Below are 22,313 nucleotides of genomic sequence, written 5' to 3'. Positions count from 1 at the left end.
TCTGGGCCCGGACCCTACGACTGCTCGGGGCGGGTGCCGCGGCCGCCGAGGGCGCGGGAGACATCGCCGGCCTGCTTCAGGGTGGCCCGGAGTTCCTTCGGCAGGGAGAAGAGGAGGTCTTCCTCGGCAGTGACGACTTCCTCGACCGATCCATAGCCGTAGTCGGCCAGGAGCCGCAGCACGTCCTTGACGAGCACTTCGGGGACGGAGGCCCCCGATGTCACGCCGACGGTGGCGACGCCCTCGAACCAAGCCTCGTCGACCTCGTTGGCGAAGTCGACACGGTAGGAGGCCTTGGCGCCGTATTCCAGCGCCACCTCTACGAGGCGGACGGAGTTGGACGAGTTGGCGGAGCCCACCACGATCACGAGGTCCGCTTGGGGGGAGATCTTCTTGATGGCCACCTGCCGGTTGGTGGTGGCGTAGCAGATGTCGTCGCTGGGCGGATCCTGCAAGGTGGGGAACCGCTCCTTGAGGAGGCGGACGGTCTCCATGGTTTCGTCAACGCTGAGCGTGGTCTGCGAGAGCCAAATGACCTTTTCCGGATCGCGGACCGTGACCTTGTCGACCTCGTGCGGGCCGTTGATGATCTGGATGTGCTCGGGCGCCTCGCCGGCGGTGCCTTCCACTTCCTCGTGGCCGTCGTGGCCAATCAGCAGGATGTCGAAGTCGTCTTTGGCGAACCGGACGGCTTCGCGGTGCACCTTGGTGACCAGCGGGCAGGTCGCGTCAATGGTCCGAAGGCCGCGGTCTTCCGCTGACTGGACGACGGCCGGTGAGACGCCGTGCGCCGAAAAGATCACGAGGGCGCCTTCGGGGACCTCGTCGGTTTCGTCAACGAAGATCGCACCCTTCTCCTCCAGGGAGCTGACGACGTGGACGTTGTGCACGATCTGCTTGCGCACGTAGACGGGCGGGCCGTAGTGCTCAAGGGCTTTTTCCACCGCGATGACTGCGCGGTCAACGCCGGCGCAGTAGCCGCGCGGGGCTGCCAGGAGAACCTTTTTGGGGCCGGCGACAGGGGCCGCTGCCAGAACGTCTTCCGGTGAACGCCGCCGGCGCGGAACGGATGGCATCGGAACGGATACAGCGGTGGAGGTCATGCTCCCATGCTACCGGTGTTCAAAGTTGCCCCGTTTGCGGGCCCCGGTCACGCGGACGGCAATTCCCGTGGCCAGCAGGGCCGCTCCGGCCACGGCGGCAGCGACGATCCACTGCCCGAAACCGGCTGAGCACGCCGCGACAAACTCGCTCTTGAAGAGCTCCGCAACATCGTTGCCGCTCGAGGTGGCGGCGATGGCTGCACCGGCAGCGTCGCTGGCAAGTTTCCATACCCCGGCGAGCACCAGCGCCCCGACGCCCATGCCTGCCAAAACGGCCCATCGGCGTCGGGCCGCAACGAACGCGATGACGAAGGCGATGCAGGCGCCGACTGCGACGGCGTATCCCATCGGGGCGTAGACGGTGACCCGTTCGATGAGCTGGCGCTGGTTGGACTGCCCGATATGGATCAGCACCTGGCCGGGGCCCTCCAGCGGCAGGGTGGTTGCCTCAGAAACCTGACGTGCCACGAGTCCCACGAGCGGTGCCACATCAAGAGTCAGCGACGAGGTCACGTCCGCGTCCGGTGGCACCGTGCTGGGGTCGGCGAACGTCAGGCGGTGGCTCTTGCGCAACGTTTCCGCCCAGGCGTCGGAATAGCCGGGCAGCGCGGTCAGCGATTGTGCCGCGTTGTCCAGGACCGGCCGGGCAAGCTGGGTGAGGGCTTCGGGGATGTTGGCGCCGGAGGCCAGGGCGTCGACGGCGGCCGTGGCCAGCCGTTGCTGGAAGGCCGGGTCCTTGCCCAGCGGCGCGGTCAGGGCAACGAAACCGTCTTCCTGGACGATGTTCCGGTCCACCCACATGGCAGGAACGGCGACGGCGGCCATCAAGAGCCCGACGAGGACGGCGGCGGCGGAGACAAAAGTGCGCAAGGGATTCCTAGGAGGTCGTTGGGGTCCCACCCATCCTATGGCGGTCCCGCGCATGACCATAAAGTCAGGCCCCGCTGGTAAAGCTATGGACAGTGAAGCTATGGATAGAGTTGAAAGCGATAACTTCCGGCTGCCGGCCGGCGCTCCCCGACGGGAAGCGGGTGCCGGCAGTCCCGCCCGGGCAAAGGACACGCACGCATATGCACAAGGCATTCCACGAGGCACTCTCCGCCACGGAGCCCACGCATGCCTGAGGAAGCGGCGGCGGCCACCACGCTTCCGGCCACCGCGGCCGAGACCAGCCCGGACAATCCCTGGCCGCTGCAGTTGCTGTCCCAGAAGCTCAAGATGCATATCGACCGCGCACCCTCGGCTTGGGTTGAGGGGCAGGTGATCGAGCTGAACCGGCGGGGCAGCAATGCCTACCTGACGCTGCGGGACATCGACGCCGAGATCTCGTTGCCGGCGTCGGTCTGGACCACCGTGCTGGACCGCCAGGACGCGCCGCTGGAACGCGGCTCCCGGGTGGTGGCCTTGCTCAAGGCCGAATTCTGGCTCAAGACGGGCCGGCTGAACATGTCCGTGAAGGACATCAGGCCTGTGGGGCTGGGCGACCTCCTCGCCCGGATCGAGCGGCTGCGCCAGGCCCTCGCCGCCGAGGGGCTCTTTGCCGATTCCCGCAAGAAGCGGCTCCCGCTGCTCCCGCACCGGATCGGCCTGATCACCGGCCGTGATTCCGATGCCAAGAAGGATGTGCTTCGCAATGCTGCCCTGCGCTGGCCGGCCGTTGAATTCGAGATCCGCGAAGTCGCGGTCCAGGGCAACACCGCCGTCGCCCAGGTGATCGCGGCGTTGCGCGATCTCGATGCCCATCCCGAGGTCGACGTCATTGTCATTGCCCGCGGCGGAGGCGCCCTCGAAGACCTGTTGCCGTTCAGCAACGAGGAACTCATCCGGGCGGTCGTGGACGCGTCCACCCCCGTGGTGAGCGCCATCGGACACGAGGCCGACCGGCCGATCCTCGACGATGTTGCCGACCTCAGGGCTTCGACCCCCACCGACGCGGCGAAGAGGATCGTTCCGGACGTCGTCGAGGAGCTTGCCCGGGTCCGGCAGGCGCGCGATCAGCTCCGCCGCGGGGTCGTCCGGCTCGTCGAACGCGAGGGCGACCGGCTGGCGTCCCTGCGCTCCCGCCCGGTGCTGCTGTCCCCCGACGTCATGATCACCCAGCGCCACGACGACGTCGAACGGCTCAAACTCCGCTCGCACTCGGCCATCAGCACAGCTGTGGTCCGGGCCGCGGACCAGCTGGTCCACCTCAAGGCCCAGGTGCGGGCACTCTCGCCGCAGAAGACGCTCGATCGCGGCTACGCGGTGGTCCAGCTCGCCGACGCCGGCGCCGCCCCCGGGACCCGCCGGGACGTCGTGCGGCACCCCTCGCAGGCGCCCGCCGGCACGGACCTGACGGTCCGGGTGGCCGGGGGCCGCTTCAGCGCACAGTCCACCGGCGGCCAGGTACCGGCCGAGGAGTGACCCGCCGGAGCGACTCCGCGGAGCGACTCTGCAGAGCGCATCGCCGGGCCCCGGAACAACCCGACATTGCTGTCAGCAGACACGGCAATCATCAGACATTGCACTAGCCAGATTTCGCACAAAACCAGACCCCGCACTAACCAAGGAGCACCACCCGCATGGCAGCAGAATCAATCCCCAACGCGGACATCGAGGCCCTGAGCTACGAGGACGCCCGCGAGCAGCTGGTCGGCGTGGTCGGCAAGCTGGAAGCCGGCGGCGCCAGCCTGGAGGAGTCACTCGCGTTGTGGGAGCGCGGCGAGGCGCTGGCCAAGCGCTGCGAACAGTGGCTCGAAGGCGCCCGCAAGCGGCTCGCCGCGGCCCGCGACCAGGCCGTGGAGGAGAGCTAGGAATCCGCCCCTTAGAGACCGCAGTTCAGGACCGCAGCACCAATTCGCGTTCCATGTCGACGTCGAGGTCCGGAACCGGCCACTGAAGTTTCAGGCTCTCGAGGGCTTCCAGGAGCAACTGCTGCACGGCGATGCGGGCGTACCATTTCTTGTTGGCCGGCACCACATGCCACGGGGCCAGCTCGGTGCTGGTCTTGTCGAAGGCCTTCTGGTAGGCGTCCATGTAGTCCGCCCAGAAGGCCCGCTCCTTCAGGTCCCCGCCGCTGTACTTCCAGAGCTTGGCGGGGTCGTCCAGACGGGCCAGGAGGCGCGCCTTCTGCTCGTCGCGGCTGATGTGCAGCATCACCTTGACGATCTTGGTCCCGGCCCCCGTCTGCCGCGCTTCAAACTCGTTGATGGCCCGGTAGCGGCGCTCCAGCTCCTCGGGGCTGGCCCAGCGGTGGACGCGGTGAATCAGGACGTCCTCATAGTGGGAGCGGTCGAAGACCCCTACCATCCCGGACGCAGGCACTTCTTTCTCAATCCGCCACAGGAAGTCGTACGACTTTTCCGCCTGGGTGGGTGCCTTGAAGGACTTGAGCTGGACGCCGTGCGGATTCATGGCGCCCATGACGTGGGTGACGATGCCGCCCTTGCCGGCAGTGTCCATGGCCTGCAGGACCAGCAGGATCCGTTTGGTGCCGCCGAACCGGGACTCGGCGAAGAGCTGCTCCTGGAGCCGGGCGAGTTTGTCGTCCAGCCTGTCCAGCAGCTCCTCGCCGTCGGGCTTCTCGCCGTCGTAGCCGGGGGTCGAGTCGGGGTCCAGCGCCTTCAGGCTGAAGCCCTTCCCGACCTTCAGGAGTTTCGAGGGGTGGTCATCGAATGTCGCGGAGCCTGCCATCAACGCCTCTTTCCGGTTGGCGCAGCGCGGGCCGCGGGGGGCGAGTGCCCCATTGCGCTGCTGACCGAAGCCTAGTTCCCCTTGTACCGGCTCAGGAAGTCCGCCATCCGGTTAATCGCTTCCTCGAGGTCCTTGACGTTGGGCAGCGTCACCATCCGGAAGTGGTCAGGCCGGACCCAGTTGAACGCCCTGCCGTGGGAGAGGAGGATCTTCTGCTCGCGGAGCAGGTCCAGGACGAATTTCTCGTCGTCGCGGATGTGATAGGCCTCAGGGTCCAGCCGCGGGAACAGGTACATGGCACCGCGGGCTTGCTGGGTGCTGACGCCCGGGATGGCGTTGAGCATGTCGTAGGCCTTGTTTCGCTGCTCCAGGAGCCGCCCGCCGGGCAGGATCAGGTCATTGATGCTCTGATAACCGCCGAGGGCGGTCTGGATCGCGTGCTGAGCCGGAACATTCGCACAGAGGCGCATGTTGGCGAGCAGGTTGATGCCCTCAAGGTAGTCCGCCGCGGCCTTCTTCGGCCCGGAGATGGCCATCCAGCCGGCCCGGAAGCCGCAGACCCGGTAGGCCTTGGAGAGCCCGCTGAACGTCAGGCACAGGACGTCGTCGCCCGTGAGCGAGGCGAGGTTTACGTGCACGGCGTCTTCGTAGAGGATCTTCTCGTAGATTTCGTCGGCAAAGAGAACCAGCCCGTGCTTCTCGGCGAGGGCGACGATCTTCTTCAGCGTCGCCTCCGGATACACCGCACCCGTGGGGTTGTTGGGGTTGATGACCACGATGCCCTTGGTGCGCGGCGTGATCTTCGCTTCCAGGTCCTCGAGGTCGGGCTGCCAGCCGGACTCCTCGTCGCAGAGGTAGTGCACGGGCTTGCCGCTGGCCAGGGCGACCGAGGCAGTCCACAGCGGGTAGTCCGGGGTAGGGATCAGGACTTCGTCGCCGTCGTCGAGCAGGGCCATGAGCGACATCGTGATGAGTTCGCTGACGCCGTTGCCCAAATAGATGTCATCAACGTGGATGTTCTGGATCCCGCGGGTCTGGTAGTACTGCGAGACCGCGGTGCGGGCGGAGAAAATGCCGCGGGAGTCGCTGTAGCCCTGGGCATGCGGCAGGTGGCGGATCATGTCCACCAGGATCGCGTCCGGCGCTTCAAACCCGAACGGGGCCGGGTTTCCGATATTCAGTTTGAGGATCCGGTGACCCTCTGCCTCCATCTGCTGGGCGGCCTGAAGAATCGGTCCACGGATGTCGTAAAGGACATTATGAAGCTTGGTGGACTGCTTGAATTCTGCCATCCATCAAATATGCCATATGGAGGATGTACTTCCGCTGAGACATGACTCACACCCGGCCCCGGCGGTAACAACGACGCCGGTGGCCGGGCTTCTGGCCCGTCCACCGGCGTCGCCGGTATGTCATCACGTCGGCATCAAGTCGCCGTCAGTTCGTCGACGGCCCGGCGGGGGTCGGGCGGGTCCGCTTCCGGCATGTTGCCGCCGCGCTCCCCTTGCCTCGATTCCCTGCCGTGCCGGCTACTGCTTGACGAAGCCCTTCTCCTTCAGCCACGCGTCCGCGGCGTCCTTCGGGTTCTGCTTCTGGCTGCCGCTGACGGCACGGTTGAGGTTGATGAGGTCATCCGTGGTGAGGACCTTGGACACAGCGTTCAGGGTTTCCTTGGCCTTGTCCGTCATCTTGGCCGAGTTGTACAGCGGCAGGACCTGCTGGGCGATGAAGTTGTTCTTCGGGTCCTCCAGCACCACGAGGTCGTTGTCCGGGATGGACGGGGTGGTGGTGTAGATATCCGCAACCTGGACCTGGTCCGAGAGCAGCGCCTTGAGCGTCACCGCGCCGCCGCCGTCGCTGAACGGCTCAAGGCTCTTGGGCACGCAGTTGTAGTTCTTCTTCAGGCCGGGCAGCCCGTACGCGCGCTCGGCGAAGGTTGCCGGGGCTCCGATGACAAGGTCTCCGCAGACCTTCGCCATGTCCTCGATCGACTTCAGCTGGTACTTCTCGGCCGTGGCCTTAGTGACCACCATGGCATCCTTGTCCTCGGCCTTGGAGGCGTCGAGCACCGCCAGGCCCTGCGGCAGCTTGGTCGGGAGTGCCTTCGCGATGTCCTCGGCGGAGACCTCGGTGGCGTCCTTGTTCACGTAGAGCAGCAGGTTGCCGCTGTAGTCGGGTACGACGTCCACGGATCCGTCCTGGACCGCTTTGATGTAGACCTCGCGCGAGCCGATGTTCGGCTTCGTGCTGGCCGTGACGCCGGCGGCATTCAGGGCGCCGGCGTAGACCTCGCCCAGGATCTGGCTCTCGGGGAAGTCAGCGGAGCCGATCACCAAGGCGCCGCTGCTGGCCGGGGCCGAGCTCAGCGGATTGGATGAGCCTCCGCAGGCGGACAGGGCCATGGCCAAGCCCACGCCTGCGGCCAGGCCGCCGAATGCGCGCCGGCCGAGGGCTCGTTGGCGGGATTCCTTCATGACATACCTCCTTGAACAACAGTCCCCGCGAATACGGGGTCTGTGAGATCAACCGCAGCCTGCTGGCTGCGGTCTGGCTGGGAAAAGGCGCCCCGTGACAGGAAGAGCCTCTGAATCAGGGCAAGGACAAGGTCGACGGCGATGGCGAGGGCCGCGATCAGCAGGGACCCGCCCAGCATCTGCGGGAAGTCGGAGAGCACCAGCCCGTCGAACAGGTAGCGGCCCAGGCCGCCCAGATTGATGTAGGCCACCACCGAGACGGTCGCGATCACCTGGAGCACGCCGGTCCGGAAGCCGCCGTACATCACGGGGAGCGCGTTGGGGAATTCCGCACGGAACAGCACTTGCATCTCGGTCATGCCCATGGCACGGGCGGCATCAACGACGTTGGCGTCGACGCTGGAGATCCCGGCGTACGTGCCGGCCAGCAGGGGCGGGACCGTCAGGATCACCAGTGCCCAGATCGGCGGCATCAGCCCGATCCCGGCGACCAGGACGAACAAGGTCAACAGGCCGAGGGTGGGCAGGGCACGCAGCGCACCGGCGAGGGCAACGATGGCCACCCGCCCGCGGCCGGTATGGCCCACGAACAGGCCCACCGGCACAGCGATCGCGATGGCGATCACCATGACGAGCCCGGTGTACGCCAGGTGCTCGGCAAGCCGCACCGGAATCCCGTTGCTGCCGCTCCAGTTTGCGGGATCGGTGAGCCAGTTGAAGGTGTCCGTGACGACGTTGCTCATGCGGTGCCCCCGGCCTTGGACTCAGAGAAGCGCCGCGCGACGCCCCGCCGCCCCGGCGCTTCATCGCCGGCTCCGGGTTTGGCGGCTCCTGCCGGGCCGGCCGCCCGCGTCCACGGCGTCAGCACCCGTTCCAGCAGCACCAGGACCGAGTCCATGAGGAGCGCGAGGACCAGGATGGCGATGATGCCCACCACGACTTCGGTGACGAAGTCCCGCTGCAGGCCCGAGGTGAACAGCATCCCCAGGTTCCCGATGCCGAGGAGGGCGGCGACGCTGACCAGCGAGATGTTGCTGACCGAGACCACGCGCAATCCGGCGAACATGACCGGCAAGGACAGCGGCAGGTCGATCTGGAAGAACCGTGCAACCGGCGTGAAGCCCATAGCGACGGCGGCCTGGCGGAGGTCCTCGTCCACCGAATCAAAGGCGTCCAGGGCGGCGCGGACCAGCAGCGCCACCGCGTAGATGGTCAGGGCGACCACCACGTTGACCGGATCCAGGATCCGGGTTCCCAGGATGGTGGGCAGGATGATGAAGAGCGCCAGCGAGGGGATCGTGTACAGCAGCGAGGACCCGGTGAGCACCACGGACCGGAGTCCCCGGTTCTGCCGGGCAAATTGGGCCAGAGGGATGGAAATCACCAGGCCAAATATCATCGGCAGGACCGCGAGGACAAGGTGCTGGCCTGCGAGCGTGAAGACCTCCGCGCTGTTGGCCAGGAACCACTCCATCAGAGCCCTCCGTGCCGGACATTGCGGTCGGACTCGATCACGGCGAGGACTTCGGCTGCGGCGATGACCCCGGCTACCCGGCCGTCGGTGTCGACCGCGACGCCAAGGCCCGACGGGGAGGACAGGGCCGCGTCCAGGGCCCGGCGGAGGGTCTCGCCCTTGCGGAAGAGCGAGCCGCCGGGCACCATCGCCGGGGCGGCACCGGCACCGGTGCGGGGGCCGGCCCAGCCAAGGGGACGGAGCTCGCCGTCGACCACCAACTGCCAGTCGTCGGAGCTGCCCTCCTGCCGGAGCTGGTCCGGCGTGACTGTGCGGATGGGGTGGATGGTGACGCCGTCGGACGGGCTGAATCCCAAGTGCCGGAATCCCCGGTCCCGGCCCACGAAGGACGCCACGAAGTCGCTGGCGGGGGCGCGCAGGATTTCTTCCGCGGCGGCGTACTGTGCCAGCTTGCCGCCGATGCCGAACACGGCCACCTTGTCGCCCAGGACGGTGGCCTCGTCGATGTCGTGGGTGACAAAGACGATGGTCTTGGCGAGGTCGCGCTGGAGCCGGAGGAGCTCCTGCTGCAACTCGTCGCGGACCACGGGGTCCACGGCACTGAAAGGCTCGTCCATGAGCAGCACGGGCGGATCGGCTGCCAGCGCCCGCGCGACGCCGACGCGCTGCTGCTGGCCGCCGGACAGCTGGGAGGGGTAGCGCTTGCCGAGTGAGGAGGCCAGCCCGACGACGTCGAGCAGTTCCTGCGCGCGCCTGCGGGCCTCCGTTTTGGATACCCCGTTGAGCCGGGGCACGGTGGCGATGTTGTCCAGCACTGAGCGGTGCGGCATCAGGCCGGAGGACTGCATGACGTAGCCCATGGACCGGCGCAGCTGAGCGGCCGGCACGGAGGTGACGTCGGCGCCGTCGACCGTGATGGTGCCGGATGTGGGCTCGACCATGCGGTTGATCATCCGCAGGGAGGTGGTTTTCCCGCAGCCGGAGGGTCCGACGAAGACCGTGATGGCGCCCTTGTCGATGGACATGGTCAGCCCGTCAACGGCGGCCTGGCCGCCCTGGTACTGCTTCGTGACGTTTTGGAACTCGATCATGGCTTCGGCCATTTCCGGGCTTACCTAACTGTTGGCGCAACATCGAACGGACCAGCCTACTGTTCGTCAGTGTGCCGGCCATAAAGCAGTTAGCACTTAGACTAACCAGCACTCATGACAAAGTCATGGAAATGTGGCCAGCGGCGCAGCGGCTCCTGTAAGGCTTCGGAACCACAGCGGCGCCGGATGGGTGGCGGGCCGCACAAGCTTCCGGCCCGCCACCCGGTCCGCGGCGGCAAGCCGCGGTGCACGTCAGCGGGGGCGCCGGCCAGCTTTGCCGCCCTTACTGCTGACAGTGCCGTCCTTGCCGCGGGCGCTCTTGCCGCTGCGGTCCCGCGCTTGCTCGTGGCTGTCCCGTTCGGCCGACCGCTGGCTCTTGCCCGCCGTCGCGATCTTCTGGTGCCATTCACGCTGGTAGGCCCGCCGCGCGGCCGCGTCGTGGCGCCGGGCGAGGGCGGCGAGTTCGCGCTGCAGCTTGAGGTAGCTGGACCAGCGGCGGTCATCGAGGACGCCGTCGACGAGCGCGGCCTGGACGGCGCAGCCGGGCTCCCGGCCGTGGGCGCAGTCTGAGAAGCGGCATTGCCCGAAGAGCTCCTCGAGGTCGCCGAACATCTCCTCCATTCCATCCCCGGCGTCGAAGATCCCGAAGCCGCGCACTCCCGGCGTGTCCATCAGAACCGCGCCGCCGGGCAGGGGAACGAGCTCGCGGGACGTGGTGGTGTGCCTGCCCTTGCCGTCGCCCGCCCGGACTTCCCCGGTCTCCTGGGCCGCAACGCCGGCGAGGGCGTTGATGAGCGTGGATTTTCCGGCCCCCGAGGGCCCCAGCAGCACCAGGGTGCCGCCGGGCGGCACATGGCCGAGCAGTTCGTCGAGGCCGTCGCCGTGCTCGGCCGAGGTGGTGACGACGTCGACGCCGGCCGCCTGGCGCACCACCGTCCCCACGACGTCGTCCGCCACGTCCGCGAGGTCCGCCTTCGTGACGATTACCAGAGGTGTGGCCCCCGAGTCCCAGGCCGCGACGAGAGTGCGTTCCAGCCGGTTGTGCGTTAATGGCCGATCCAGCGGGACGACGATGCCCACCACGTCGATGTTGGCGCCCAGCACCTGCGCGTCGGAGGATGACTCGAAGGCACGCTTGCGGCTCAGCTCCGAATGACGCGGCAGGATGCCCACGATGGCGGGCTCCCCCGCCGTGTTCGGACCGATCCAGACCCAGTCCCCCGTGGCGGGAGGCTCCCCGCCGCGGGGGTAGGCCAGATGGGCGGTGCCGCCAGCCTCGGCCACCAGGACGAGGTTGCGGTCCACCCGGATGACGCGGCCCGGGCGGCGGCCTCCCGGCACGGGATGGGCCGCGTACCGCTCCGCGACGCCGGCCGTGTAGCCGTAGCGGACAGGACCCGTGTCCAGTGACGTGGTGTCCGGTGACGTGGTGTCCAGTGAAGTGGTGTCAAGCGACGTGGTGCCGAATGAGTTGGTGTCAAGGGCGCCACGGGCGCCCGGGAATGCAGCAGGATTGGTCAACGAAAAACCCTTGATGGGGCCCCGTGGTACGGCACATGGGCGCTCGCTGCGGCGTGCGGAGCCGAGCATGCGTGGGAGACTAGCGGGAACGGCTAGGCTGCGCCGTGGGACGGGGCAGGAATAATGACATGGCTTGTATCGGCGCGCTGTGCGCTCAGAAATATCGCGTTCATTGCTTCCACCTCCCCGTCCTTTGCCGGCTGTCTGCGGCTGTTTATTCCGGCCAGTCAATCGGGCCAACCATTCTGGCTAGTTCCCGGACCAAGGGCCGCCCGGCGATTTCTACACAATAGCCAAGGGGCCCGCGCCTGGCTAGGGAGTCAGCCGGAAAGTTTGCCGTTCAAGGGCCGCTCGCGGTAAAGGCGCAGTCCGGCATCCACCAGCGAGACCCTGTTCAGCTCTGCCACCTCATCCAGCGGAATCCATGCCGCGTGGGTGGTGCTCCCGTTCACCTCGTGGCGGAGTTCTCCGCCGGTGATCGTCGCGTCGTAAACGAGCCGCAGCGACTGGAAGTCCCGCTCGCCGCCGTCGAGCCGGACCTCGGAAGGCCAGTGCCCGACGTCGATCCCCAGCATGGCGCCGATCTCGGCGTCGTAGCCGGTTTCCTCCTGGATCTCCCGGCGGCACCCGTCGACCGGATGTTCGGCCAGGTCCAGGCCCCCGCCGGGCAGTGTCCAGCCCTCTCGTCCGTCCTGTTTCCAGTACGCCAGCAGGATCTCGGCGTCGCGGATGATGACGGCGTAGGCGGCGGGCCGGGTATCGAATTGCATGCTCATCCCTCCAGCGTAGTAGCCGCCGGTTTTCCGCCGGCCGACCGCTGCTCTGCCTAGTCCTGCTCTGCCACCAGCTGCAGCACCCCGAACACGGGTTCCTGTTGCAGGACCCGCACATCGGTGATTCCGGCGGCGGCCAGTGCCGTGCGGAACGACTCCTGCAGCCGTGGCACGTTCATGCCGAGTCCGCTCCCCAGGATGACGGGTCCGTCGATGCCGAGCTGCCTGACGGTCTGCTCCGCCAGGTCGGCGAGGTCGCGCCCGGCCTGGTCCATCAATGCCTGGCTCGGCAGATGGCCGGCGTCCGCGGCCTCCACCACCAGCCGGGCCTGCTGGGCCCAGAAACGGCGTCCGGTCTCCGGTGAATGGAACAACGCGATCAGTTTGTTCGGGTGGTCCACCCCGCAGGATGCCAGGAGGGCCTTGGTGAGTTCGTCCGGTTCCAGCCCCTGGTTCATCCGGCGCAGGCTGTGCCGGACGGCCTCCCGGCCCAGCCAGTAGCCGCTGCCTTCGTCGCCGAGCAGGTAGCCCCAGCCACCGGCCCGGGCTTCCTCGCCGCGGCTGTTCCTGCCCCACGCCGCCGAGCCGGTGCCGGCGATCACAGCGACACCGGTGCTGGCCCCGCCTGCGGCGAGCAGCAGCCGGGAGTCATGGACCACCGTGACCCGGGCCCCGGGCACGTGCGGGGCAATCAGCGCGGCGAGCGCCGCCGCGTCGTCGTCGGTGTCGATGCCGCCGGCGCCGGCGTAGACCTGGGCGACTTCTCCCCCGCCGATCCTGGCGAAGAGTTCGGCCAGGTTGCGGGCGGCTTCCTCGGGGGTGACGTTCTGGACGTTAGAGCTGCCCACGGATTCGTCGGCGACGGGGATGCCGTCCTCGAACCGGACGCCCCGGGTCTTGGTCCCGCCGATATCCAGCCCGATCACGGCACCCTTCGCCGCCGGGGCGGCGTCCGTTGCCGGAACGGTCGCACCGGCCGCAGTGCCGGTCGACGTGGTGGAAGATGGAACGGAGTCCGCCGCCGGCGGGTTGTCAGTGTTAGTCACTGGAACAGAGTACTGAATCGCTGCAAGGAGCCCGCAATGCCCCACGACCTTTTCGGCACCCCCGTCATTGCGGCGCCCATGGCCGGGGGTACGTCCACGCCCGCATTCGTTGGGGCCGTGCACCGGGCCGGCGGCCTCGGCTTCCTGGCGGCAGGCTACAAGAGCGTAGCGGCCATGCAGGTGGACGTCCGCACCACCCGGGAATCCGGCGCCCGGTTCGGCATGAATGTGTTTGTCCCGGATCCGGCCCAGCTGACGCCGTCCGCGGCGGTGGTGGCGGAGCTTGAGGAGTACCGCCGGGAGTTGCGTACCGATGCTCTGCGGTACGGTGTGGAACTCCCTCCGTTGCGGCTGGATGATGACGACGAGTGGCAGGCAAAGATTGATGCCCTGCTGGCAGATCCCGTGGAGCTGGTCAGTTTCGCCTTCGGGCTCCCGGGCCCGGACGTGGTCCGGGCCCTGCAGCGGGCGGGGTCGGCAGTACTGGCTACTGTCACCACCGCGGCCGAGGCACGGCAGGCGGCCGGACAGGGTGTGGACGCCCTGGTGGTGCAGCACGCGAGCGCCGGCGGACATAGCTCGGCGTTCCTTCCGGCGCCGGCGCCGCCAGCGCGGCCGGCCGGTTCCCCGCTTCTCGGCTCATCTCAGGGCGGGTCATTGCATGACTTCTCCCGGCAGGGCGGCACGACGGCGGAGCTGCTCGCGGAGGTCCGGTCCGCCGTCGACCTACCGCTCGTGGCGGCCGGCGGCGTGATGGACGCGGCCGGGCTCGACGCCGTGCTGCGCGCCGGGGCCGTCGCGGCCCAGCTGGGCACGGCCTTTCTTCGCACGGACGAAAGCGGGGCCCGGCAGCTGCACAAGGATGCCCTGGCGGATCCGCACTTCACCCGGACCCGCCTGACGCGTGCCTTCACCGGCCGGGCGGCGCGGGCCTTGGAGAACGAATTTATCCGCGACCATCCCGGGGCGCCGGAGGCCTATCCGGCTGTCCACCACCTCACGGCGCCCCTCCGGGCTGCGGCGGCCGCCGCTGGGGATGCGGAACGAGTGAACCTGTGGGCGGGCACGGGCTGGCAGCAGGCACAGGCCGGACCAGTGGCCGGGGTCCTGGCGCGTGTTCTGGGCTGAGCGGGCCGCCGCAGCGCCGAGGTCGCCCCAGTTCGCACCGAGTTCGCCGGAAGCGCCCCATTTCGCCGTAACCTTTCGGCGACTTCGCAGCCTTCCGGCGAACTCGCGCCCGCAGGACCGGCACCCGGGGGCCGGGCACCCCTCGGCCAGGCTCAGCCTTCCGAGCGTTCCCGCACGAAACCGGCCAGGAGGGCGGGCCCGTCGCGCAGCACGAGTTCGCGGAACAATCGCACGGGGTCGGGCTCGGCGTCGGCCCCGCCACGGCGTTCCCGCCAGGCAAGGCCGATCTCGCGGAACGCCAGCGCCGAATCCAGGGGAATTTCCACCCACCCGGGGCCGCCGTCGTCGACGCCGTTGCCCGCGGAGGGGACGTGCGGCGCGGGTCCCCGACCGCCGTCGTCGACGCCGTTGCCTTGGCCGTTGCCGTCTGACGGGTAGCGCCGCCCGGGTGCGGAGCCGCCAGGGGGCAGGATGCTCACGCCGAGCCCGGCCGAGACCAGCCCGCGGACGGTGTGCGAGTCCTGGCTCTCGAAGGCGATACGGGGACGGAATCCTGCCTCCCGGAACAGCGCGTCGGTTAGCGAGCGCATGCCGTAGCCGGTTCCCATCGCCACGAACGGCTCGTGCCGGATGTCGGCAACCCGTGCCCGAAGGCGGCGGGCCAGCGGATGCCGGTGGTTCACCACCAGGCGCAGCGGTTCCCGGTACAGGGCAGCCGAGCCGATGCTCCTGCCCGGTGCGGCAACCGGGGCCGTGAGCGCCAGGTCGGCGGAGCCTGCGGCCAGTTCCGCGAGGCAGCCGTCCCGGGCCCCCTGGCTGAGGTCAAAGGCAGTCTGCGGATGCCGGCTCCGGAACGCACTGATGAGCAGCGGCAGCATCGCCTCGCCGAAGGTGTGCTGGAAGGACACGGCAATCCTGCCACGGACCACTTCCGATTCGTGTCGGACAACATCCAGCCCGGTCTGGAATTCTGCCAGGGCGGCATCGATGTGGGGCAGGAGGGCCTTCGCGGCGGGAGTCAGCCGCACCCCGCGGCCGTCCCGGATCACCAGGTCCGTACCCACGATGGCACTGGCGCGGGCAATCGCCCGGCTCACGGTCGACTGCGGCAGCCCCAGGATCTCGGCGGTCTCGGTGATGTGCTCGGTCCGGCCGAGTTCTGCCAGCAACGGCAGGAGGGGCAGCAGCTGCACCAGCTGCCTGTGTTCTACATCCACGCCCTGCCCGCCTTCTTCCGCTCTCCTCGGGATTTCTGCCATAAATGTTCCATATTTGCTATCTATCCTATGGAAATCATGCATTGGAAGCATCCCTCAGGCACGTTCTACCCTGAAGGCATGCCTCGCGTTTCCGCGGCTTCCGTAGCCGGTCCCACTCCCGCGGCCATCTCTGCTGCCAAGGCTGCCCCGTGGGCGGGTCATCCGAAAGGCTCCGAGGCCTACCGCCGGATCCTCGCCGGACTTGCCTTCGCCGGCGTCGCAACGTTCGCCCAGCTCTACTCCACCCAGGCGGTCCTCCCCATCCTGGCGGCGGATCTGAAGGTCTCGGCCGCCGAAACCGCACTGACGATCTCCCTGGCCACCGTGGGGCTGGCCGTAACGGTGCTCCCGTGGTCCTTCCTGGCCGACCGGATCGGCCGCGTCCGGGCCATGATGTGGGGCATTTCCGCGGCCACGGTCCTGGGCCTGCTGGTCCCGCTGGCCTCCAGCTTCCCCATGCTGCTGTGCCTGCGGATGCTTGAGGGTATGGCTTTGGGCGGCATCCCGGCCATCGCCATCGCGTACCTCAACGAGGAGGTCAACAAGGCCCATGCCGCGCTCGCCGCCGGAAGCTATGTCGCCGGGACCACCCTGGGCGGCCTCGCCGGCCGGCTGGTCGCGGGCCCGGTCGGCGAACTGTGGGGGTGGCGGGCCGCGGCCCTGGCCGTCTCCGTACTGGCCACCGCTGCCGCCGTCCTGTTCCTCGTGCTTGTGCCGCGGGCGCAGGGGTTCACGGCCGCGGCTGCGGGCGGCTTCCGCGGGGCCGTCCGGACCCTGGCCGGCCATGCCCGCAATCCCCGGCTGCTGGCCCTGTACACCCAGGCATTCCTGCTGATGGGTGGCTTTGTGGCCGTGTACAACTACCTCGGGTTCCGGCTTTCGGGGGAACCATTCAGCCTGCCGGCCACGGCGATCAGCCTGATCTTCCTGGCCTACCTCTCCGGAACTGTTTCGGCGAGGTGGGCGGCAGGGCTGACCCTGCGGTTCGGCCGGCGCACCGTCCTGATCACCGGGACGGCGCTAATGGCCGGCGGCCTGGCCCTGACGCTCACGCAACTGCTGGTCCCGATCCTGATCGGGCTGCTGCTGTTCACCGGCGGCTTCTTTGCGGCGCACAGCATCGGTTCAGGCTGGACCGGACTCATCGCCACGACAGGCCGGGCGCAGGCGGCCTCGCTGTACAACCTCGCGTACTACCTCGGCTCCAGCGTGCTCGGCTGGGCCGGCGGCCTGCTCTTCCAGGGACTCGGCTGGACGGCCCTCGCACTGGCCGTCATCGGACTGGCCGGCGCGACGGCGGTGATCACCGCCGTCGCGCATCCTGCGTAGGCCCCGGCACCCGGAGGCACGGCAACCCTGCACGCCGCAGCCGGAGCCGCCCCAGCCGGGAGCACGGAGGCACCCGGCGGGACGGCCGCGGTCTGCGGCCAGGCGGCCGTACCCCGGTAGGCACCAGAAGGACGCACCCTACCGGGTTGCCTCGATCGCCTGCACGAGGTCGGCTATGATATCCGCCGGGTCTTCCAGCCCCACGGAGATCCGCAGCAGGCTCGCGTGGGGCTTGGCCGAGGCTTCGACCGGACGGTGGGTGAGTCCGGCCGGGTGCTGGATGAGGGTATCGATGCCGCCGAGGGAGACGGCGTGCGTGATCATGGCGACGGCGGCCGGGATCCGCTCGGCGTGCTCGGCGGTGGCGAGCTCGAAGGCCATGAGCGATCCCGGGCCGGACATCTGGGTGCCGATGAGGCCCCGCGGGTCGCATTCGGCCAGGCCCGGGTAGTAGACCCGATTGACGAGCCCGTGCCCTGCCAGGGCAACCGCGACCTTTCCGGCGCTGGCCTGCTGGGCGCGGACCCGGACGGGAAGCGTCGCCAGTCCGCGGTGCAGCAGATAGGCCGGCCACGGGGTCAGGATTCCGCCGGTCACGGCCCTGATCTGGCGCAGACGCACCGCCCAATCGGAGGCCGTGGCCACCACGCCGCCCATGGCGTCGCCGTGGCCGCCCAGGAACTTCGTCGCACTGTGCAGCACCATGGCGGCACCGTGCCTGAAGGGCTGCTGCAGCACCGGGCTGGCGAACGTGTTGTCCACCAGGAGCGGCACGCCGTCGGCAGCGGCAACCACCCGGGCAATATCGACGAGCTCCAGGGTCGGGTTGGCCGGCGTCTCCAGGATCACCAGGCCCGTGTCCGGACGGAGGGCCGCACGAACGCCATCGGGCGTCGTGAAAGTGACCTCGTTGCCGAGGACCCCGGAGGCGAGCAAATAGTCGCTGCCGCCATATAGGGGCCGCACGGCCACGACGTGCTTCTTGCCGGCCGCGACCACGGCGAGGAGCACCGCGCTCAGCGCCGCCATGCCGGTGGCAAAGGCGACGGACTCGGGGGTGCCTTCCAGGACGGCGACGCCCTCTTCGAACCTTGCCACCGTGGGATTCCACAGCCGCTGGTAAACGGTACTTTGACCCTCCACGTGCGAGCCGCCCGTGGCCATGTGCTCGTAAGCCAGGCCGCCGTCGTGCACGGAGGGAAGGGGCGCGGTCGTGGACAAATCGATCGGCACCGCATGCACGCCCAGTTCGGTGAGCCCGTCCCGGCCTGCATGTACCGCCATTGAATCTTGAGAGAGCACCTTACTCCTTACGAATATTCACCATTGAATGCCGCAAGTATCTGGCAATAATTCGAGGTTTAGTAGGGGTTCTGAATGGAACTGTTGGATTGTGCCGCTTATGATGAACTGACAACACTTCAAGGAGGATCCGTGAGCAGCAGTGCGAAGAATGTTCGGCCGGGAGCGGGTGCCAGCGAGCCGCTGGACGCGATCGACGAGCGCCTGCTAGCTGCCCTCGTCGCGGATGCGCGCATCTCGAACAAGCAACTGGCAGAGCTCGTGGGGATCGCGCCGTCGACGGCCCTGATGCGCACCCGCGCCCTGTCGGAGCGCGGCATCATCGAGGGCTTTGAGGCCAAGCTGAGCCTGTCCGCGATCGGGCGCTCGGTCCAGGCCCTCATCGCCGTCCGGCTCCGCGCCCACGACCGCGAACAGATCGACCGCTTCACGGCCCGGGTCCCCAAGCTCCCGGCAGTGCTCTCGACCTTCCACACCTCCGGATCAGTGGACTACCTGCTGCACATCGCCGTGGCCACCACCGAGGACCTCCGGGACTGGGTGCTGGATAACCTTGCCACCGATCCCGTCGTGGGGCACACCGAGACCACCCTGGTGTTCGACCACATCCAGGGCAACCACGGCCCGCTGCCGTAAGCTGGCTGCCTCCCGGGTTGCCGGGGCCTTCTCCGGGGCCTTCTCCGGGCCCGTTTCCGGGCCCGTTTCCGGGCCGACCCCTGGCCGCTAGGCCCGCCGGCGCAGTGCGCTCCGCAGGGTAACCGCCGCCAGGGTCAGCGCAGCGGCAGCGCACACCACGACAAAGCCGGCGACGGCACTCTGCAGCCCCACCATCCCGGTCGCGAGTCCCAAACCGATCACCGGGATGGCGCTCCCGAGGTACGTGATGACGTAGACAGTGCTGATGATCTGGGCATGCCGGGCGGCCTCCACCTTGCCGGCAACATCGTTGAAGACGGTCCGGAATGCCACGCCCTGCCCCACGCCGGCAGTGATGCTGGCCAGAATGAGCAGCCACGGGCTGCTCCATGCGGCGGCTGCGGCGATCATCAGGACTGAAATGCCCAGGACGGCCAGGCCCGCGGGCACGGCGAACCTGCCCCGGACCGCCAGCAGCTGGCTCAGGGCTGAGGAACCCAGCGTCAGTCCGGCCAGCAGCCCGATCAGCGGCCGTGAATCCGCGTGGACAATCTGGGCAAAATAACCGGGCGCGAGCGAGAGGCAAAAGCCGAAGACGGTGAAGCTCAGGAAGCCCACGGACGAGGCCAGCCAGAAAGCGCCCCGCGCCTCGCTGGAGACGGACGGACGCCGTGGCGCCAGGACCCGCAGCGGCTGAGGACCCGCATGCAGGCTGATGGCGGGCCGCGCTTTGAGCAGGTAGAGCGGCACTAGGACGGCGGCGAGGACCACGGAGTGCACGTAGTACGGCGTCGAGGTCGGCCCGGGCAGCAGCGACAGCACTCCACCGATCGCAGGGCCGGCGGCAACGCCACCCGCCGAGGCCAGGAGCGTGAACCGGGAGGCCCACTCGGGCCTGCTGGGCAGGAGTTCGCGGAGCGCGGCAGAACTCGCGCCGGTGGCAAGCGCTACGGCGATGCCCTGCAGCGCGCGCCCGACGGAGAGCGCCACCAGGCTGCCCGCGGTGGCGAAGACAAAGCCGCCGGCCAGGCCCACCAGGACCGCCAGCATCAGTGCGGCGCGTCGTCCGATGTGGTCGGACCAGTGGCCGGCCAGGACGAGCGTGGCCACGAGCGCCAGGACATAGGCCGAGAACGCCACCGTGACATCGAGTGACGTAATTCCGAGCTTTGCCTGCAGCAGGGGGTACAACGGCGTGGCAAGATTCGCGCCGACGAGCAGCGTGAAAATCACGACTCCGGCCATCACGAGCCGTGCGGTGGTGGACGCGTCCCAGCCCCAGCGGTCAGCTGTGGCCGGGCGCATGCGGAGTTCACTGAAGACTGTCATGTCCGTGCCCTTGCAAAATATCGGGCCAGGCTTTCCCTTTGTGGGGGAACAGCCCGGCCCGGTCGAAGATTGGTATCTATAGGATGCGACACCAGTGAGCTGCATGGCCAAGTTTTGTGCCAGAATTGAGCAAAACAGTCATTCTCAGGCTGTCGAAGTGAACCGGAGTGATGATTTGAACAGTCTGGACCCCACCGACCTGAAAATCCTGCTGGAACTGATCCGGGATCCGCGGATCCAGATCGGTGACCTCAGTGACGCCCTGGGCATCGCGCGGAACACCGCCCAGTCGCGGGTGCGGCGCATGCTGCGCTCGGGCATACTCCACGACGGCGGCCGCGAGATCGACCTCGAAGCGGTGGGCTACGACGTCGTCGCCTTCGTGACGATCGAAGTCAACCACCGGGAACTCGACGGCGTCGTAGGCGCGTTGCGGCTGATTCCACAGGTGCTGGAAGTCCATGAGATCTCCGGGCGGGGCGATGTCTGGTGCCGCGTGGTGGCGACCGATACGCATAACCTTCAGGCAGCCCTGCGGTCGATCCTGCGGATCCGGGGGGTCATCCGCACCGAAACCGTGCTGGCGCTGCACACCCATATCCCCTACCGGACCGAGCCGCTGATCAGCCGGCTTGTCCAAAGCAGCGCCCTGGCTCCCGGCCGATCCGCGTCGCGCCGGGGCGGTGCCGACGAACTCCAGGTGAACACTGGATAATGTCCCGGTGACTATCATCGACAACGCCGTCTACGTTGACGGTATCCGTGCCGTCGAGCCGCGGAACCTCGAGCAGACCTTCGAGACCCTGACCGAGCACGGCGGCATGGCCTGGATTGGTCTCTACCGGCCCACGCCGGAGGAGATGGCCGCCGTCGCGGCGGAGTTCGACCTGCACGGCCTGGCGGTGGAGGACGCGATTTCGGCGCACCAGCGGCCCAAACTGGAGCGCTATGACGACAACCTGTTCACGGTGCTCCGGCCCGCCCGGTACCTGGATGAGACCGAAACCGTGGAGTTCGGCGAATTGCACGTCTTTACGGGCCGTAACTTCGTGGTCACCGTCCGGCACGCCGAGACGGGGGTGGTGGGTCAGGTCCGGCGCCGGATGGAACGCCGCCCGGACCTGCTGTGCCACGGCCCGGAGGCGGTCCTGTACGCGCTCATGGACCAGGTGGTGGATGACTACGGCCCCGTGGTCGCCGGACTGGAAAACGACATCGACGAGATCGAGGACCAGCTCTTCAGCGGCGACCCTCTGGTCTCACGGCGCATCTACGAACTTGCCCGGGAGGTTATCCATTTCCAGCGCGCCATCCATCCGCTGCCGGCAATGATGCAGCAACTCCGGCGGGGCTTCGAAAAGTACCGGGTGGACACGGAACTGCAGCACAGCCTCCGCGACGTCGAGGACCATGTGGAGCGGCTGATTTCCCGCGCCGATTCCTTCCGGGACCTGCTGCAGAACGCGCTCACCCTGGACGGGACCCTGACTGCCAACCGGCAGAATGAAGCCAGCGCGGAGCAAAACGAGCAGGTCAAGAAGATCTCGTCCTGGGCCGCGATCTTTTTCGCCCCGACCTTCGTGGCCGGACTGTACGGCATGAACTTCGACCACATGCCGGAGCTGCACTGGGCGCTGGGCTACCCGATGGCAGTCGCTCTCATGGCAGGCACGGCGGCGCTCATGTACGCCATCTTCAAGAAGAAGGGCTGGCTCTAGGACGATCCGGTTCCGCGAACGACCGGAGCTAACCCGAAGTCCGCCGGTTCCGAGCCTGGGCCACGAGCCGGCGGAACGCCAGGACGAAGATGACCTCTATCACCGCCATGAGCCCGAGCAACAGCCACTTCCCGCTGCCGATGAAGACGATGGCTCCGGTGAGGACCAGAATGCTGCCGAGCGCCAGGGAGTAGACGGCAAATCCGAAGGCCACCCGGGCGCTGCGGACGCCCGTCCGAAAGCCGAAGCCTTGGGGTTCCCCGCCGGGGTAGCCGGCAACGCGGTCCGGGCCAGCCGGCTTGAGGCTGTCGAACTCCTCCCACGGATCGCGGTCCTGCTGCTGGTCGGTCATGCTTCCATTATCCCGCGGACCCGGCACCGCGCGCCCGGCGGCGGGCCTGCGGTGTCATTTTTCCGCGGTGTCGTTTTCGGGCCGTGGCGTTTTCGGGCCGTCACGA

Annotated in this window: 22 protein-coding genes; 7 read left to right on the top strand and 15 right to left on the bottom strand. The window is 68.1% G+C overall.

All coding sequences use genetic code 11. The features are described 5' to 3' along the window. Positions 1-14 precede the first annotated feature (14 nt). Both ACVWZ7_RS16765 and ACVWZ7_RS16760 read right to left on the bottom strand, forming a co-directional pair. Complete coding sequence (locus tag ACVWZ7_RS16765; protein WP_091248953.1) at positions 15-1,103, bottom strand: 4-hydroxy-3-methylbut-2-enyl diphosphate reductase; 1,089 nt, start codon at positions 1,101-1,103, stop codon at positions 15-17. 9 nt (positions 1,104-1,112) lie between these two features. Beyond that, the gene (locus ACVWZ7_RS16760) at positions 1,113-1,973 is read right to left on the bottom strand and encodes a hypothetical protein (RefSeq protein WP_456508517.1); all 861 of its coding nucleotides are present in this window, start codon (positions 1,971-1,973) and stop codon (positions 1,113-1,115) included. A gap of 246 nt (positions 1,974-2,219) precedes the next feature. Here ACVWZ7_RS16760 and xseA point away from each other — a divergent pair, with 246 nt between their 5' ends. Next, the gene (gene xseA / locus ACVWZ7_RS16755; RefSeq protein ID WP_456508516.1) at positions 2,220-3,506 is read left to right on the top strand and encodes an exodeoxyribonuclease VII large subunit; all 1,287 of its coding nucleotides are present in this window, start codon (positions 2,220-2,222) and stop codon (positions 3,504-3,506) included. Between the two features lie 158 nt (positions 3,507-3,664). Further along, a complete protein-coding gene (locus ACVWZ7_RS16750) occupies positions 3,665-3,895 on the top strand; it encodes an exodeoxyribonuclease VII small subunit (protein ID WP_116767306.1) in 231 nt (76 codons plus the stop codon). A 25-nt stretch (positions 3,896-3,920) separates the two neighbouring features. Here the strand turns inward: ACVWZ7_RS16750 and ACVWZ7_RS16745 are convergent, their stop codons facing one another. The 9 genes from ACVWZ7_RS16745 to ACVWZ7_RS16705 form a co-directional block, all read right to left on the bottom strand. Then, positions 3,921-4,775, bottom strand: coding sequence for a polyphosphate kinase 2 family protein (locus ACVWZ7_RS16745; protein ID WP_456508515.1), 855 nt, complete (start codon positions 4,773-4,775; stop codon positions 3,921-3,923). A gap of 71 nt (positions 4,776-4,846) precedes the next feature. Beyond that, positions 4,847-6,067 carry a pyridoxal phosphate-dependent aminotransferase gene (locus ACVWZ7_RS16740; RefSeq protein ID WP_456508514.1) on the bottom strand — a complete coding sequence of 407 codons (1,221 nt, stop codon included), beginning with the start codon at positions 6,065-6,067 and terminating at the stop codon, positions 4,847-4,849. Positions 6,068-6,304: 237 nt separating this feature from the next. Further along, positions 6,305-7,249, bottom strand: coding sequence for an ABC transporter substrate-binding protein (locus ACVWZ7_RS16735; RefSeq protein ID WP_456508513.1), 945 nt, complete (start codon positions 7,247-7,249; stop codon positions 6,305-6,307). After that, entirely contained in the window at positions 7,246-7,992 is a 747-nt protein-coding gene (locus ACVWZ7_RS16730; protein WP_456508512.1) for an ABC transporter permease, read from the bottom strand. Before ACVWZ7_RS16730 ends, ACVWZ7_RS16735 begins: the two co-directional genes overlap by 4 nt. After that, a complete protein-coding gene (locus ACVWZ7_RS16725) occupies positions 7,989-8,723 on the bottom strand; it encodes an ABC transporter permease (RefSeq protein ID WP_344362585.1) in 735 nt (244 codons plus the stop codon). Before ACVWZ7_RS16725 ends, ACVWZ7_RS16730 begins: the two co-directional genes overlap by 4 nt. Beyond that, complete coding sequence (locus tag ACVWZ7_RS16720) at positions 8,723-9,826, bottom strand: ABC transporter ATP-binding protein (RefSeq protein WP_344362583.1); 1,104 nt, start codon at positions 9,824-9,826, stop codon at positions 8,723-8,725. The genes ACVWZ7_RS16725 and ACVWZ7_RS16720 overlap by 1 nt, the downstream gene beginning before the upstream one ends. Before the next feature lie 240 nt (positions 9,827-10,066). Continuing rightward, the gene (rsgA, locus tag ACVWZ7_RS16715; protein ID WP_456509131.1) at positions 10,067-11,251 is read right to left on the bottom strand and encodes a ribosome small subunit-dependent GTPase A; all 1,185 of its coding nucleotides are present in this window, start codon (positions 11,249-11,251) and stop codon (positions 10,067-10,069) included. A gap of 404 nt (positions 11,252-11,655) precedes the next feature. Then, positions 11,656-12,111: an NUDIX hydrolase gene (locus ACVWZ7_RS16710; RefSeq protein ID WP_091248929.1), complete on the bottom strand. Its 456-nt coding sequence runs from the start codon at positions 12,109-12,111 to the stop codon at positions 11,656-11,658. Positions 12,112-12,161: 50 nt separating this feature from the next. Next, positions 12,162-13,154 carry an N-acetylglucosamine kinase gene (locus ACVWZ7_RS16705; protein WP_456508511.1) on the bottom strand — a complete coding sequence of 331 codons (993 nt, stop codon included), beginning with the start codon at positions 13,152-13,154 and terminating at the stop codon, positions 12,162-12,164. A 36-nt stretch (positions 13,155-13,190) separates the two neighbouring features. Here ACVWZ7_RS16705 and ACVWZ7_RS16700 point away from each other — a divergent pair, with 36 nt between their 5' ends. Next, positions 13,191-14,282, top strand: coding sequence for a nitronate monooxygenase (locus ACVWZ7_RS16700; RefSeq protein ID WP_456508510.1), 1,092 nt, complete (start codon positions 13,191-13,193; stop codon positions 14,280-14,282). Between the two features lie 152 nt (positions 14,283-14,434). On the opposite strand, the gene ACVWZ7_RS16695 is transcribed toward ACVWZ7_RS16700, so the two are convergent. Continuing rightward, the gene (locus tag ACVWZ7_RS16695; protein WP_456508509.1) at positions 14,435-15,499 is read right to left on the bottom strand and encodes a LysR family transcriptional regulator; all 1,065 of its coding nucleotides are present in this window, start codon (positions 15,497-15,499) and stop codon (positions 14,435-14,437) included. A gap of 120 nt (positions 15,500-15,619) precedes the next feature. Here ACVWZ7_RS16695 and ACVWZ7_RS16690 point away from each other — a divergent pair, with 120 nt between their 5' ends. Next, entirely contained in the window at positions 15,620-16,870 is a 1,251-nt protein-coding gene (locus tag ACVWZ7_RS16690) for an MFS transporter (RefSeq protein WP_456508508.1), read from the top strand. Between the two features lie 138 nt (positions 16,871-17,008). On the opposite strand, the gene ACVWZ7_RS16685 is transcribed toward ACVWZ7_RS16690, so the two are convergent. Next, positions 17,009-18,154 carry a trans-sulfuration enzyme family protein gene (locus ACVWZ7_RS16685; RefSeq protein ID WP_456508507.1) on the bottom strand — a complete coding sequence of 382 codons (1,146 nt, stop codon included), beginning with the start codon at positions 18,152-18,154 and terminating at the stop codon, positions 17,009-17,011. 150 nt (positions 18,155-18,304) lie between these two features. On the opposite strand from ACVWZ7_RS16685, the gene ACVWZ7_RS16680 reads away from it, so the two are divergent. Then, positions 18,305-18,808 carry an Lrp/AsnC family transcriptional regulator gene (locus tag ACVWZ7_RS16680; RefSeq protein ID WP_091248924.1) on the top strand — a complete coding sequence of 168 codons (504 nt, stop codon included), beginning with the start codon at positions 18,305-18,307 and terminating at the stop codon, positions 18,806-18,808. An 87-nt stretch (positions 18,809-18,895) separates the two neighbouring features. Here the strand turns inward: ACVWZ7_RS16680 and ACVWZ7_RS16675 are convergent, their stop codons facing one another. Next, on the bottom strand, positions 18,896-20,137 hold the full coding sequence (locus ACVWZ7_RS16675) for an MFS transporter (RefSeq protein WP_456508506.1): 1,242 nt from the start codon (positions 20,135-20,137) through the stop codon (positions 18,896-18,898). A 175-nt stretch (positions 20,138-20,312) separates the two neighbouring features. Here ACVWZ7_RS16675 and ACVWZ7_RS16670 point away from each other — a divergent pair, with 175 nt between their 5' ends. Together ACVWZ7_RS16670 and corA are read left to right on the top strand one after the other, a co-directional pair. Beyond that, on the top strand, positions 20,313-20,852 hold the full coding sequence (locus ACVWZ7_RS16670) for an Lrp/AsnC family transcriptional regulator (RefSeq protein WP_456509130.1): 540 nt from the start codon (positions 20,313-20,315) through the stop codon (positions 20,850-20,852). 7 nt (positions 20,853-20,859) lie between these two features. Further along, positions 20,860-21,855, top strand: coding sequence for a magnesium/cobalt transporter CorA (gene corA, locus ACVWZ7_RS16665; RefSeq protein WP_116767295.1), 996 nt, complete (start codon positions 20,860-20,862; stop codon positions 21,853-21,855). Positions 21,856-21,883: 28 nt separating this feature from the next. On the opposite strand, the gene ACVWZ7_RS16660 is transcribed toward corA, so the two are convergent. Further along, positions 21,884-22,207: a hypothetical protein gene (locus tag ACVWZ7_RS16660; RefSeq protein ID WP_456508505.1), complete on the bottom strand. Its 324-nt coding sequence runs from the start codon at positions 22,205-22,207 to the stop codon at positions 21,884-21,886. Positions 22,208-22,313 lie beyond the last annotated feature (106 nt).

The sequence above is a fragment of the Arthrobacter sp. TE12232 genome (assembly GCF_054062615.1).
The sequence above is the reverse complement of the archived record's forward strand: the minus strand, read 5'-3'. Positions and strand labels throughout refer to the sequence as shown.

Bases quoted from the DNA above. Each gene is read 5' to 3' on its own strand.
- ACVWZ7_RS16730 (WP_456508512.1), bottom strand. From the start codon at position 7,992: ATGAGCAACGTCGTCACGGACACCTTCAACTGGCTCACCGATCCCGCA.
- ACVWZ7_RS16745 (WP_456508515.1), bottom strand. From the start codon at position 4,775: ATGGCAGGCTCCGCGACATTCGATGACCACCCCTCGAAACTCCTGAAG.
- ACVWZ7_RS16725 (WP_344362585.1), bottom strand. From the start codon at position 8,723: ATGGAGTGGTTCCTGGCCAACAGCGCGGAGGTCTTCACGCTCGCAGGC.
- ACVWZ7_RS16720 (WP_344362583.1), bottom strand. From the start codon at position 9,826: ATGGCCGAAGCCATGATCGAGTTCCAAAACGTCACGAAGCAGTACCAG.
- ACVWZ7_RS16765 (WP_091248953.1), bottom strand. From the start codon at position 1,103: ATGACCTCCACCGCTGTATCCGTTCCGATGCCATCCGTTCCGCGCCGG.
- ACVWZ7_RS16750 (WP_116767306.1), top strand. From the start codon at position 3,665: ATGGCAGCAGAATCAATCCCCAACGCGGACATCGAGGCCCTGAGCTAC.
- ACVWZ7_RS16700 (WP_456508510.1), top strand. From the start codon at position 13,191: ATGCCCCACGACCTTTTCGGCACCCCCGTCATTGCGGCGCCCATGGCC.
- ACVWZ7_RS16735 (WP_456508513.1), bottom strand. From the start codon at position 7,249: ATGAAGGAATCCCGCCAACGAGCCCTCGGCCGGCGCGCATTCGGCGGC.
- ACVWZ7_RS16685 (WP_456508507.1), bottom strand. From the start codon at position 18,154: ATGGCGGTACATGCAGGCCGGGACGGGCTCACCGAACTGGGCGTGCAT.
- ACVWZ7_RS16740 (WP_456508514.1), bottom strand. From the start codon at position 6,067: ATGGCAGAATTCAAGCAGTCCACCAAGCTTCATAATGTCCTTTACGAC.
- xseA (WP_456508516.1), top strand. From the start codon at position 2,220: ATGCCTGAGGAAGCGGCGGCGGCCACCACGCTTCCGGCCACCGCGGCC.
- ACVWZ7_RS16690 (WP_456508508.1), top strand. From the start codon at position 15,620: ATGCCTCGCGTTTCCGCGGCTTCCGTAGCCGGTCCCACTCCCGCGGCC.
- ACVWZ7_RS16710 (WP_091248929.1), bottom strand. From the start codon at position 12,111: ATGAGCATGCAATTCGATACCCGGCCCGCCGCCTACGCCGTCATCATC.
- ACVWZ7_RS16660 (WP_456508505.1), bottom strand. From the start codon at position 22,207: ATGACCGACCAGCAGCAGGACCGCGATCCGTGGGAGGAGTTCGACAGC.
- ACVWZ7_RS16675 (WP_456508506.1), bottom strand. From the start codon at position 20,137: ATGACAGTCTTCAGTGAACTCCGCATGCGCCCGGCCACAGCTGACCGC.